Genomic DNA, 12,175 nt, shown 5'->3' with positions numbered 1-12,175 from the left:
GGTCAGGACACCTCCTGGCGGATGTAGTCGGCGACGGCGGCGGGGTCGGCGGCGTCCAGGAGGTGCTGCTTGAACTCCGTCCGGACGAGCCGCCGGGCGAGGGCGGCCAGGACCTTGAGGTGGTCGCTGCCGCCGCCTTCCGGCGCGGCGATGAGGAAGATCAGCGTCGCCGGGCCGTCCGGCGCGCCGAAGTCGACGCCGGCGGCGCTGCGGCCGAACGCCAGCGTCGGCGCGGTCACCGCGGCCGAGCGGCAGTGCGGAATGCCGATGCCGCCTTCGAGGCCGGTGGCCATCTGCTCCTCGCGGGCGGCGACGTCCTCGAGGAACAGGTCGAGGTCGGTCACCCGCCCGGCGTCGACGAGCCGCTGCGCGAGCGCCCGGGTGGCGCCGCGGGAGTCGGCGGCGTCGAGGCCGAGGTCGACCAGGTCGGCGGTGATCAGGTCTGCGGTGGTCATGCGGCGGCTCCGCTGAGGGTGAGGGTGGGGTCGGCGTCGAGCACGCGCACCTGGTCCGGGTGCACGTCGTGGGGGGTGGGCATGCGGCTGCCCTCCTGCGTGACCGCGGCGGTGCCGTAGGCGACCGCGGTGCGCAGGGCTCGGGGCCCGGTTCCGCCCGCGTGGAGGAACCCGGCGAGTGCGGCGTCTCCGGCGCCGACGGTGCTGCGCACGGCGACCAGCGGGCCGAGCGCGTGGTGTGGTTCGGTTTCCCCGACGAGGACCGCGCCGCGCGCGCCCAGGCTGACGAGCACGGTGCCGACGCCGCCGGAGACCAGCTCGCGGCAGAAGGCGACGACGTCGCCGAGCAGCGGCAGCGGGCGACCGGCGAGCTCGATCAGCTCGTCGAGGTTCGGCTTGAGCAGGTCCGGGCCGCCCGCGCACGCGGCGGCGAGCGGCGCGCCGGAGGAGTCGACGGCGACCTTCGCCCCGGCGTCGTGCGCGAGTTTCGTGAGCCGCGCGTAGAAGTCGTCGGGCACGCCGGCGGGGAGGCTTCCGCAGCACACCAGCCATTCCCCGCGCGCGGCCAGCTCGACGGCGCGGCGTTCGAGGGTGGCCAGTTCGCTGGGGGAGATCTCCGGACCGGGCTCGTTGATCTTCGTCGTGGTCCCGTCGGCTTCGACGAGCGTGATGTTGCTGCGGGTCGTCCCCGCGATCGGCACGGCGACGACCGGGACGCCTTCGGGGGCGAGCAGGTCGGCCAGGCGGTCGCCGACCAGCCCGCCGGCGGGCAGGAGCGCGACCGTCGGGGTGCCGGCGGCGGCCAGCGCGCGGGCGACGTTGACGCCCTTGCCGCCGGGGTCGAGCCGCACGGCTTCGGCCCGGTTGACTTCGCCGCGGCGCAGGCCGGACAGCCGCGCGGTCCGGTCGAGGCTCGGGTTCGGGGTCACGGTGACGATCACGCCAGCACCACCTCCGGGCCCGCCTCTTCGAGCTCTGCCACCGCGCCGGCGTCGAGGCCGCTGTCGGTGACCAGGACGTCGATCTCGGCCAGCCGCGCGAACCGGCTGAGCTGGTCGGTGCCGTACTTGCTGTGGTCGGCCAGCAGCACCCGCTTGCGCGCGGCGGCGACCACCGCGGCCTTCACCGCGGACTCGGCCATGTCCGGCGTCGTGCAGCCGTGCTCGGCGGAAAAGCCGTTGGCGCCGAGGAAAGCGACGTCGACGAGCAGGCCGTCGAGCGCGTGCAGCGTCCAGGCTTCGACGGCGGCGAGCGTCGTCCCGCGCACGCGGCCGCCGAGGATGTGCAGGGTGATGCCGGGGCGGGTGGCGAGGATCGAGGCGACCGGGATCGAGTTGGTGATCACGGTCAGCTCGCGGTCGGCGGGCAGGAGCGTGGCGAGCCTGCTGGTGGTCGTGCCGGCGTCGAGCAGGATCGAGCCGCGGTCGGGAACCAGGTCCAGCGCCGCGCGAGCGATGGCGTCCTTCTCGGCGGCGTTCGTCCGGTCCCGTTGGGCCACTTCGGGTTCGAAGTCGAGCCGTTCGACGGCGACCGCGCCGCCGTAGACCCGGCGGACGACGCCCTGGCGTTCGAGGACGCCGAGGTCGCGGCGGATGGTCTCGGGGGCGACACCGAGTTCGCCGGCGACGTCGTTGACGTCGACCCGGCCGTCGCGACGTGCGCGTTGCGCCAGGAGCTGGTGCCGTTCGGCGGCGTACATGCCCGTTCCTCTCCGATGTCTGCCCGTTGCAGTTTGATTGTGCCCGTTGTTACCGTACTGTCAATCCCCAGTTACGAGATCCTTTGCTCCCGGAGGTCCCGCCATGCAGTTGTCCGGAGTCGGAGTCAGCCCCGGCCGGGTCGCCGGTCCGCGTGTAGTCGTGGCCGCTGACCTGCGGGAACCCGCTTCTTCGCCGGTTCCGGACGATCTCGCGGCCGAAGCGGGCAAGATCGGGCCGGCGGCGGAATCGGTCGCGGCGGCGCTGTCCGATCGTGCCCGTTCCGTGTCCGGAGACGCCCGGTCGGTCCTGGAGACGACGGCGGTGATGGCGTCGGACCCGGCGTTGGTCGCGTCCGCTTCGGAGCTGGTCCGCACGCGGGCGTTGCCGGCGCCGCGCGCGGTGTGGGAAGCGGCGGGGGAGTTCATGACGGCGCTGCGCGCGGCCGGTGGCTACCTGGCCGAACGCGCCGCGGATGTCGCCGATGTCCGCGACCGGATCGTCGCTTCGCTGCTGGGGCTGGCTCCGCCGGGCGTCCCGGACCTGACGTCGCCGAGCGTCCTGGTGGCGCGCGACCTGGCGCCGGCCGACACCGCCGGCCTCGACCCGGACCTCGTGCTCGCGCTGGTGACCGAGGAAGGTGGCCCGACGAGCCACACGGCGATCTTGGCGCGGGCGCTGGGCATCCCGGCGGTCGTCGCGTGCGCGGGCGTCCTCGACCTGGCCGGCCCCGGGCTGGTGGTCGACGGTTCCGCGGGCACGGTCTCGCCGTCCGACGGCGTGGTTGCGGCACCGGCTCGGGCCGCGGCCGCGTCGTGGGACGGCGTCGGGCGGCTCGCCGACGGCCACCGGGTCAAGCTGCTGGCGAACGTGGGATCACCCGCGGACGCCCGCGCGGCTTCCGCGGCCGGTGCCGAGGGAATCGGCTTGTTCCGCACGGAGTTCTGCTACCTGTCGGCTCAGGCCGAGCCGAGTGAGGCCGCGCAACGGGCGGCGTACGCCGAGGTGCTGGCGCCGTTCGCCGGGAAGCCGGTGGTGGTCCGGACCCTGGACGCGGGTTCCGACAAGCCCTTGGCGTTCCTGCCGATGGGCGCGGAACCGAACCCGGCCCTGGGTGTCCGCGGCCTGCGCGTGGCGTTCGACCGGCCGGAGCTGCTGGACCGCCAGCTGTCGGCGATCGTGTCGGCGGCCGCCGACACGGAAGTCGAGCTGTCGGTGATGGCCCCGATGGTGGCGACGGCTTCCGAAGCGGCGTGGTTCGCCTCGCGCGCCCGGGCGGCGGGGGTTCCCCGGGTGGGCGTGATGATCGAGATCCCGGCGGCGGCGCTGTGCGCGGCTTCGATCCTCGCGGAAGTCGATTTCGTTTCGCTGGGCACGAACGACCTCGCCCAGTACGTCTTCGCGGCGGACCGCCAGCTCGGCGCGGTGGCGTCGTTGAACGACCCGCACCAGCCGGCGTTGCTGCGGTTGGTGGAGATGGTGGCTTCGGCGGGAGTGGCGGCGTCAAAGCCGGTGGGGGTCTGCGGCGAGGCGGCGGCGGACCCGGCGTTGGCGCGCGTTCTGGTCGGGCTGGGCGTGACGTCGTTGTCGATGAACGCGGTGGCCTTGGCCGGCGTCGGGGCGGCCTTGCGCGAGGTGGATCTCGCCGGGTGCCGGTCTCAAATTGCGACAGCCGGGCGGCTTCCGCGGTCCTAGCGTCGAAAGCGGCCGAGCCCGGCCACGGGAGCCGGGCGGCCGACGGAGGCGACGATGAAGGCGCTGGTCTACCACGGTCCGGGCGCGAAGGCTTGGGAAGACGTCCCGGACGCCGTCGTCGAAGAGCCGACCGACGTGGTCGTGCGCGTCGACACCACCACCATCTGCGGCACCGACCTGCACATCCTGCAGGGCGACGTCGCCGCGGTCACCGACGGCCGGATCCTCGGGCACGAAGCTGTCGGCACGGTGACCGCCGTCGGAGACGCCGTCCGCGCGTTCGCGGTGGGGGACCGGGTGCTGGTGCCGGCCATCACGCAGTGCGGGCGCTGCGAATACTGCGGGCGCGGGATGCCCTCGCACTGTCAGACGGTCGGCGGGATCGGCTGGATCTTCGGACACCTCATCGACGGCACGCAGGCCGAACTCGTGCGGGTTCCGTACGCGGACACGTCGTTGTACGCGGTGCCGCCGGAAGTCACCGACGAGCAGGCGATCTTCCTGGCCGACTCGCTGCCGACGGGCTACGAGGTCGGCGTCCTGGCCGGCCGCGTCCGCCCGGGCGACGCGGTGGCCGTGGTCGGCGCCGGCGCGGTCGGCCTGGCGGCGATCCTGACCACGGGGCTGTGGGGCGCGGCGAAGGTGATCGCGGTGGACTCCAACAAGTTCCGGTTGGAGAAGGCCCTGGAGTTCGGCGCGACGGACGCGTTCGAAGCGGGTCCTGGCGTTCTCGAGGACGTCCGGTCCCTGACCGACGGTCTCGGTGTGGACGTGGCGATCGAAGCGGTCGGCTACCCGGAGACGCTCCGGACGGCGGCGTCCCTGGTCCGCCCGGGCGGCCGCATCGCCAACATCGGCGTCCACGGCGTGCCGGTCGAGCTGCCGATGCAGGAGATGTGGATCCAGAACCTCACGCTGACGATGGGCCTGGTGGACACGGTGTCGATCCCGACGCTGCTGAAGATGGTGGCCTCGGGCCGCATCCCGGCCGAGCGCATGGGCACGCACCGGTTCACGTTCGCGCAGCTGGAGGAGGCGTACGAGGTGTTCGGCAACGCGGCCGCGAACTCGGCGCTGAAGGTGGTCATCACGCCTTAGGTGACGGTGGGATCCCCGAGCCCGAGCTCGGGCGGCCGTCCTCGCCGCGTGACGACGACGGCCGCGGACCCGAACGGGGACGCCGCGACGCCCGGCCGCGACATCTCGAGCCGGAGCTTCAGGGCACCGGTGACATCGAGGTCGATCGTGGCCGGCTTCCCGACGGCCACGTCGTGCTCGGAACGCGGTCTGCCGTCGAGGAGCACGCGGACGCGGCCGACCTGGAAGCGGTCGGCGGCTTCGTCGAGCACCCCGGCCACGGTCGAAAACCGCTGGTAGTGACCCCCGAGGTCGAGTTCGACGAACCCGGTCCCGTAGGTCGCCGACGCGGCCGGCCGCAGGACGATGCTGTGCTCGTACCGCACGTCGCCGATCGACGCCGCGCCACGGCGGACGCCTTGGCTGGCGCAGGTCCAGGGGAGGTCGCTCGCGAGGATCGGCTGCGGCTCAGCCGATCCGCCGAGCCACCGGCCGCGTGGAGGTATCGGATGCTTTCCCCGCCCGGTGATCGCGGCGCGCAGCTCGGCGACGCCTTCGTCGCTGATCTCCCCGATTTCGTACCGCGTCATCGAGTAGGGGTTGAGGAACGCCGGGATGTCGTCGATCGAGCCGCCGGGCAGCACGACGGGCAGAATCCGCCGGGTGCCGTCCTCGATGTCCTTGGTCATCTTGTTGCGGAGCAGGGCGGATTCGAACTGGGCGCCGCGTCCTTCGTCCGGCGGCGCGTCACCGTCGGCGCGCGCCCGGTAGAGGGGAGAGGCCACGGCGACGACGAAGTCCGCCGCCTTGATGTTCCGGGTGGCCCACAGCGACCAGTCGATGCGGTGGTTGTCGTCCCACTGGTCGAGCACCACCTCGAGGCCGACCCGGCTGCGCAGCAAGGTCGCGAACCGCCGGACCTGGTCCTTGTGGTCCTGGGTGTCGTGCGAGTAGCTGATGAACACCCTGGGCGGATCGGGCTCGGACATCGGGTTCCCCTCGTGATCGGTCGGTGATTCACCGATCCGGGAGATCGGTTTTCCGGAAACACTTCGCGCCTGGCGCGCGCGGCTTCCGCCTGTCATCTATCTGTGCCGGTAAGATTTGTCAAGATGCATTTTCCGGCGGCACTTGAGGTCTGGCCAGTTATTGTCCTGGATCTGTCAGGTTTCCCGCCTTCTTCGTCGGCGCTTAGCGGACCTAGGATGACATCCGCCTGGTGGGGAGCGGTGAAGGAGCGTCGGCACGCGTGTACGAGTACGACGTCTTCATCAGCTTCCAACGTGCCGCGACCGACATATCGGCGTGGATTCGCCACCATTTTCACCCGCGTCTGCTGGAAGTGCTCGACAACAACCGGTACGAAGACGTGCGGATATTCTTCGACGACCAGGTGCGCGTCGGGGCGCAGTGGCCGGCGGAACTGAGCTCGGCACTGCAGCGTTCCCGCGTGCTGGTTCCGGTCTGCTCGCCGAAGTACTTCCGGGACGAGTGGTGCCTGGCCGAGTGGGCGACGATGGAGGAGCGGGAGGCGCTGACCGCCGGTCCGCGGCGGGACCACCGGAGCCCCCTGATCTACCCGGTGATCTTCTGCGACTCCCGGAACTTCCCCGACTGGGCCCACGCGCGGCGTCCCCGTGACCTGCAGCAGTGGAACCACCCGTTCGAACACTTCCAGGCCGCCCCGGCCTACCTCGAGTTCCACCAGCAGATCAAGCAAGTCGCCGCGGAGCTGGAGGACCTCATCGAACGAGCGCCGGAGTGGCGGGACGACTGGCCGGTGCGCACCCCGGCCCCGGAACCCTTGAAGCGGGCACGAAGGCCGAGGTTCTGACGGATGCCGGGTTCGATCTTCACGTTCTACTCCTACAAGGGCGGGGTCGGCCGGAGCTTCGCGCTGGCCAACATCGCCGTGCTGCTCGCCCGGTGGGGCCACCGCGTCCTCTGCCTCGACTGGGACCTCGAAGCCCCCGGTCTCGGCGACTACTTCCGGCCGCGGTTGCCCGCGCGTCCGAGCGGCGGTGTGGTCGACCTCGTCGACGATTTCCGGCAGGGCCGCTTCAGGCCGGAGGCGCACGTCCAGAGGCTGACGGACGTCGGTGTTCTCGACCTCCTCGCCGCAGGCCGCGAAGATCCGGGGTACGTCGGCCAGGTCCAGGAAATCGACTGGGACCGCCTGTACGAAGACGGGTTCGGCGAATACCTCGAGCAGTGCCGTGAGCAGTGGATCGCGCACTACGACTTCGTTCTCGTCGACAGCCGCACCGGGATCTCCGACATCGGCGGAATCTGCACGGCGCACCTGCCGGATCACCTCGTCCTGCTGTTCACCGCGAACCGGCAGAGCATCCTCGGCGCGATGGATGCCGCCCGGCGCGCCGACGCCGCACGCAACCTGCTGCCGTTCGACCGCGCCAGGCTGACAGTCATGCCGGTGCTCTCGCGGTTCGACAACCGGGAGGAGTACGACCGGTCGGAGACGTGGCGCCGGATCGTCGCCGACGAGACGGCCGAGCTGTACCGGATGTGGCTCGACCAGACCGTCGAGCCGGCGACGATGGCTCGCCACCTCACGCTGCCGTACGTGTCGTACTGGAGTTTCGGTGAGCAGCTGCCGGTGCTGTCGGAACAGACACCGAGCGCCGACCAGATCGGCTTCGCGCTGGAGACGGTCGCGGCGGTGATCGCCTGCCGGCTCGACCGCACCGACCTGCTGGCGGAGAACCGCGATGCCTACGTGGCGGCCGTGCGCACGAGCCGGCGGGAGTTCAAGTACGAAGTGCGCGTCAGTATCCCGCGTCCCTTGGTCGGCATCGCGAACGAGCTGGTCGGCGCGTTGGAAAGGCGCGGTGTGCGAGTGGTGAAGTCACTCTCCGGCGACCGGTCCCTGCTCGCGCGTGCCGAAGACGACGCCCGGCACCTGTGCCTGCTGGTCGACGGCAAGGTGAGCCGCTGGCAATCGGCCGAGGTCGAGCTGTTCCTGCACCGCACGCTCGGCCAGGACCGCCGGGTGATCCCGGTGCTCACCACGGGCACCGACGCGGCCGGGCTGCCGGGCTACGTCGGGAACCTCCGCTACTTGCGGTTGAGTGACGCACGCGGCCCGGCCGGGGTGGCGCGCGACCTCATCGGCCAGCTGAAGGGATTCACCCCGCTGGTCGAACCGGACGACGACCTCGACCTGCCCGGGCTGCTGGGCCGGGCCCGCGAAGCGAAGCTGCGCGCGTCGCGCTGGGACCTCGTCGACGAACTGGTGACGGCCCTGCAGCCGGCGGTCGGGTCGGGAGACAGCGGCCGCACTCGCGACCTGGCGACGGACCTCGCGATCGCGATCAAATCCCGCTCCTCGAACGACGACCTGCACGCGGCACCCCCGCAGGTCCGCCAGTCGATCGACTGGCTACTGAGGACTCTCGACGTCCGCGCCCGGACCACGACGAAACCGAACCACCGGAAGGATCTCGGATGACCGACCGCTTGGGACACAAGCAGACCGCGGCGATGTTCACGCTGATGGTGCTGGGCCGCGAAGTGCCCAACCAGGAATTGCAGGAGGTCGTGGGGTTCACGCTCACCGGCAAGGACCGGACGAACCTGAACGCGCTGGGGTACGTCGAGAGCGAGCCGACCGGGCCGAGGAAGAGTTTCGTGCACGTCCTGAGCGACAGCGGCTGGGCGTGGTGCGAGGAGGAGCTGGCCGCCGGCGATCCGCCACCGCCCCGGGGGCAGAGCACGTTGGCGTCGGCCCTGTACGTGTTGCTGGGTGGTTTGAACGAGTACCTCGTGCGGGAGAACAAGCGGTTGTTCCACGTCTTCGGCCCGGGCGAGACGCGGGCGGAGCCCGGACCGATCGCCGAAGCGACGACGGCCGGAGACCTCGAAGACCGCATCCGCGTCGCCTACCGCGAACTGGTCAGAGAACCGCGTGGCTGGGTGGCGCTGGTGGACCTGCGGCCGAAGCTCGGCGCGCCCGCGAACGAGGTCGATGCCGTCCTGAAGGAAATGAGCCGCGCGGGCAAGGCGCACCTCGTCCCGGAGGACAACCGCAAGGTGCTCACCCCGGCCGACCGCGAGGCGGCGATCCGCATCGGCGGTGAGGACAACCATCTGCTCTCGATCGAGGCGTTGTGATGGACGAGCTGAAGGCACTGGCCACCCTGAGCTTCGACTGGGCGGACACGCCGGACCACGTCTGGCGGGATTCGCCCTACCACGTCGACGGATTGCACGCCGACGCGTTGGCCTCGCTCGACACCGGGATCCGGGAGGCGGCGGTCAGCGACGGTCCCAGCCCGATCGGGCTGGTCCTGCGCGGGCTCAAGGGGGTCGGCAAGACTCACCTCCTGGGGCTTGTCCGCCGCCAGGTGCACCGCGCACGCGGGTACTTCTTCCTCGACGACGTTACCGCGGCCGAGGCCTTCTGGGAGAACACGGCCGAGGCGTTGCGCCGCGGGCTGGCCCGCCCGGACGACTCGGGCGACTCGCAGCTGAAGAGCTTCCTGTTGCGTGTCTGCCTGCGAGCCCACGTCGACGCCGAAGTCGAGGCGAGGATCCGGCGCGGACGCGGGTTGACCAAAGACGATGTCGAGGCGTTCGTCGACGGGGTGTCGTCCCTCAGCGAGATGGTCGGCGACGAGTGCGGAGACACCGCGCGCGCCCTCGTGCTCATCGCCAGCCGGGACCGCGGCATCAAGTACATCGGCGAGGACTACCTGGACGGGGACGCCGAACTCACCTCCGAAGCCCGGACGTGGAACATCTATTCGCGGCCGAAACCCGCACGCGTCCTCGTTCAGGAGATCACCCGGCTGCTCGCGTTGACCGGGCCAGTCGTGATCGCTGTGGACCAGCTCGACACACTCGTCGCCCGGTCGATGAAGCGCACCGAGGCGACCGGTGACAGCGCCGAAGAAGACCTGCTCGTCGCGCGGATCGCCGACGGGCTCATGGGCCTGCGGGAGGTCACCCACAAGACGCTGACCGTGCTGGCCTGCCTGCCCAGTACCTGGGAGCAGATCAAGACGAAGGCGGCCGGCACCGTGCCCGACCGCTTCCGCGAGTCGGTGACGCTCGGCCGGATCACCGAGGCCGGAGTCGGCCGGGCGCTGGTGGAAAAGCGGCTCGGGGTGGTCTACGAGTCCCTGGACTTCACCCCGCCGTATCCCACGTGGCCCGTGGCTCCCGCCGCGTTCGAGGGGCCGTGGGACCAGTGGACACCGAGAGAACTGCTGAAGCGCATCGGTGCGCACATCGACGTTTGCCTGCGGGCCGGGCAGGTCCGGGAGCTCACGTCCTTCGACGAGAAGGTTCAGGTGCCGGTCGCTCCCGTGCGTACGGCGGTGGAGACCGACCGGTTCGCCGAACTCGACGCCGAGTTCGAAGCACTGAGGGCGGAAGCGGACCCGGGCACACTGCTCGCCGAGAAGACCGTGGACAAGGTGATGCCCGATCTGCTCTCCGCGGCGTTGCGCTGCTGGGTCACCGAGGTCGGCGACGACGACATGGAGTGGTCGTGCGAGCGCCAGAACGGGCGAAGCGAAGTACACGCCTGGCTCACTCGGACGCTCGAAGAGAAAGCGGACCTCCAAGAGCACTGGGTTTTCCGGGCGATCGCGGCCCGGGACCCCCGTGCCGCGCTGAGCCGGTTCCGCAAGGCCCGCTCCGCGGCGGGGCAATTGCAGGGGGCCGACAACCGGCACCTCGTAATCCTGCGGGACGCCTGGGGACGCGGGGCCAAGACGCGGGAGGAGGTCGTGAAGTTCACGGCCGCGGGCGGGAAGACGATCCGCCTCTCCGATGCGGACGCGCGGACCTTTTGGGCGTTGCAGAAGATGCTCGGCAACGGCGGTCGCGAACTGCACGAGTGGCTGATCGACCGCCGCCCCGCCAGCCGGTCCGAGCTGCTCTCCGCCGTCCTGCCGGAGAAGCCGTCGGGGCAGCCCGCCGAAGGGACGCACCCGCCGCCCGTGGCAGCAGCCACGCTGCCCACGGTGGCAGCTACACCGCCCGCCGAAGGGGAGATCACCCTCGGGACCGTCGTCGGCTCGGGCGAACCCGTCCGGATCGAACTCTCCGCCCTCCGCAAGCACGCCGCCGTCTTCGCCGGGTCCGGTTCCGGGAAAACCGTGCTGCTGCGGCGGATCATCGAGGAGTGCGCCCTGCTCGGGGTCTCCGCGATCGTCCTCGATCCGAACAACGACCTCGCCCGGCTCGGTGACGCCTGGCCCACTCCGCCCGATGGCTGGGGGCCCGACGACGCCCAGCTGGCGAAGCGGTACCTCGCCGAGACCGACGTCGTCGTCTGGACGCCCGGGCGGGCCACCGGGCGGCCGCTCGCCTTCCAGCCGCTGCCGGACTTCGCCGGGGTTCTCGACGACTCCGACGAGTTCGCCGCCGCCGTCGAGGTGGCCGTCGCGACCCTCGCGCCGCAAGCGCGGCTGACCGGGAGCACCGCCAAGACGAACATCGGGCTCGCCGTGCTGCGACAGGCCGTCGTGCGGCACGCTCGGACCGGGTCGCGCAGCCTGCCCGAACTCATCGACCTGCTGACCGACCTGCCCGAGGACGTCAGCAACCTCAACGACGCCCCGCGCATCGCGGCCGGGCTCGCCGAGGTGCTCAAGGCCGCGATGGTCAACGACCCCCTCTTCGCCGGCGGTGGCGAGCCCGTCGATCCCGGGGCGCTGCTCACCCCGGCGGACGGCAAGCGGGCGCGGGTGTCGGTGATCAGCTTCGTCGGGCTGCAGGCGGAGGAGCAGCGGCAGAACTTCGTCAACCAGCTGCAGATGGAGCTGTTCGCCTGGATCAAGCGCAATCCGGCGGGCGAGCGGCCGCTGGGCGCGTTGTTCGTGATGGACGAAGCCCAGACGATGGCCGCGTCCGGGACGCTGACGGCGAGTACGCGCAGCACGATCGTCCTCGCCTCGCAGGCGCGCAAGTACGGTCTGGGGCTGCTGTTCGCGACCCAGGCGCCGAAGGGGCTGCACAACCAGGTGGTCGGCAACGCGATGACCCAGTTCTTCGGCCGGCTGAACAGCCCGGCGCAGATCGCCGCGGCGAACGAACTGGCGCGGGCCAAGGGAAGCCCGGTCGCGGACATCTCCCGTCTGGAGCGCGCGCAGTTCTACGTGGCGGGGGAGGCGTTCGGGTTCCGCCAGGTGGCGACGCCGCTGTGCCTGTCCCACCACCCGGCCAGCCCCCTGCGCCTGGAGGAGGTGATCGCCCGGGCGCGCGACGAACGGGAGTGACGGG

10 protein-coding genes are annotated in these 12,175 nt (G+C 71.3%); 6 read left to right on the top strand and 4 right to left on the bottom strand.

Annotated elements, in window-relative coordinates:
* Positions 1-2 precede the first annotated feature (2 nt).
* The 3 genes from ABFJ78_RS14575 to ABFJ78_RS14565 are packed head-to-tail and all read right to left on the bottom strand — an operon-like array spanning position 3 to position 2,154.
* Positions 3-455: a PTS sugar transporter subunit IIA gene (locus ABFJ78_RS14575; RefSeq protein WP_436386683.1), complete on the bottom strand. Its 453-nt coding sequence runs from the start codon at positions 453-455 to the stop codon at positions 3-5.
* Positions 452-1,396: a 1-phosphofructokinase gene (gene pfkB, locus ABFJ78_RS14570; protein WP_436386681.1), complete on the bottom strand. Its 945-nt coding sequence runs from the start codon at positions 1,394-1,396 to the stop codon at positions 452-454. The genes ABFJ78_RS14575 and pfkB overlap by 4 nt, the downstream gene beginning before the upstream one ends.
* Complete coding sequence (locus ABFJ78_RS14565; protein WP_436386679.1) at positions 1,393-2,154, bottom strand: DeoR/GlpR family DNA-binding transcription regulator; 762 nt, start codon at positions 2,152-2,154, stop codon at positions 1,393-1,395. The genes pfkB and ABFJ78_RS14565 overlap by 4 nt, the downstream gene beginning before the upstream one ends.
* Positions 2,155-2,257: 103 nt before the next feature.
* Here ABFJ78_RS14565 and ABFJ78_RS14560 point away from each other — a divergent pair, with 103 nt between their 5' ends.
* Both ABFJ78_RS14560 and ABFJ78_RS14555 read left to right on the top strand, forming a co-directional pair.
* Positions 2,258-3,847, top strand: a complete 1,590-nt coding sequence (locus ABFJ78_RS14560; protein WP_436386677.1) for a phosphoenolpyruvate--protein phosphotransferase — start codon at positions 2,258-2,260, stop codon at positions 3,845-3,847.
* 54 nt (positions 3,848-3,901) lie between these two features.
* Positions 3,902-4,945 (top strand): alcohol dehydrogenase catalytic domain-containing protein, encoded by a 1,044-nt coding sequence (locus tag ABFJ78_RS14555; protein WP_372664848.1) that lies wholly within the window; start codon positions 3,902-3,904, stop codon positions 4,943-4,945.
* On the opposite strand, the gene ABFJ78_RS14550 is transcribed toward ABFJ78_RS14555, so the two are convergent.
* Positions 4,942-5,913 (bottom strand): SEFIR domain-containing protein, encoded by a 972-nt coding sequence (locus tag ABFJ78_RS14550; RefSeq protein ID WP_436386675.1) that lies wholly within the window; start codon positions 5,911-5,913, stop codon positions 4,942-4,944. The two genes, ABFJ78_RS14555 and ABFJ78_RS14550, sit on opposite strands and share 4 nt — an antisense overlap.
* 260 nt (positions 5,914-6,173) lie before the next feature.
* Between ABFJ78_RS14550 and ABFJ78_RS14545 the strand changes: the two genes are divergently transcribed.
* From ABFJ78_RS14545 to ABFJ78_RS14530, 4 genes are read left to right on the top strand one after another with little or no spacing between them, the layout of a single operon-like run.
* The gene (locus tag ABFJ78_RS14545) at positions 6,174-6,758 is read left to right on the top strand and encodes a TIR domain-containing protein (RefSeq protein WP_436386673.1); all 585 of its coding nucleotides are present in this window, start codon (positions 6,174-6,176) and stop codon (positions 6,756-6,758) included.
* A gap of 3 nt (positions 6,759-6,761) precedes the next feature.
* The gene (locus ABFJ78_RS14540) at positions 6,762-8,393 is read left to right on the top strand and encodes a KGGVGR-motif variant AAA ATPase (protein ID WP_436386671.1); all 1,632 of its coding nucleotides are present in this window, start codon (positions 6,762-6,764) and stop codon (positions 8,391-8,393) included.
* Positions 8,390-9,055: a hypothetical protein gene (locus ABFJ78_RS14535; RefSeq protein WP_436386669.1), complete on the top strand. Its 666-nt coding sequence runs from the start codon at positions 8,390-8,392 to the stop codon at positions 9,053-9,055. Before ABFJ78_RS14540 ends, ABFJ78_RS14535 begins: the two co-directional genes overlap by 4 nt.
* A complete protein-coding gene (locus ABFJ78_RS14530) occupies positions 9,055-12,171 on the top strand; it encodes an ATP-binding protein (protein ID WP_436386666.1) in 3,117 nt (1,038 codons plus the stop codon). The genes ABFJ78_RS14535 and ABFJ78_RS14530 overlap by 1 nt, the downstream gene beginning before the upstream one ends.
* The last annotated feature ends 4 nt before the right edge of the window (positions 12,172-12,175 follow it).

Origin of the sequence: Amycolatopsis sp. MEPSY49, from assembly GCF_051337345.1 — a bacterium.
Classification (GTDB): Bacteria; Actinomycetota; Actinomycetes; order Mycobacteriales; family Pseudonocardiaceae; genus Amycolatopsis.
This window is presented reverse-complemented; position numbering and strand designations above follow the sequence as displayed.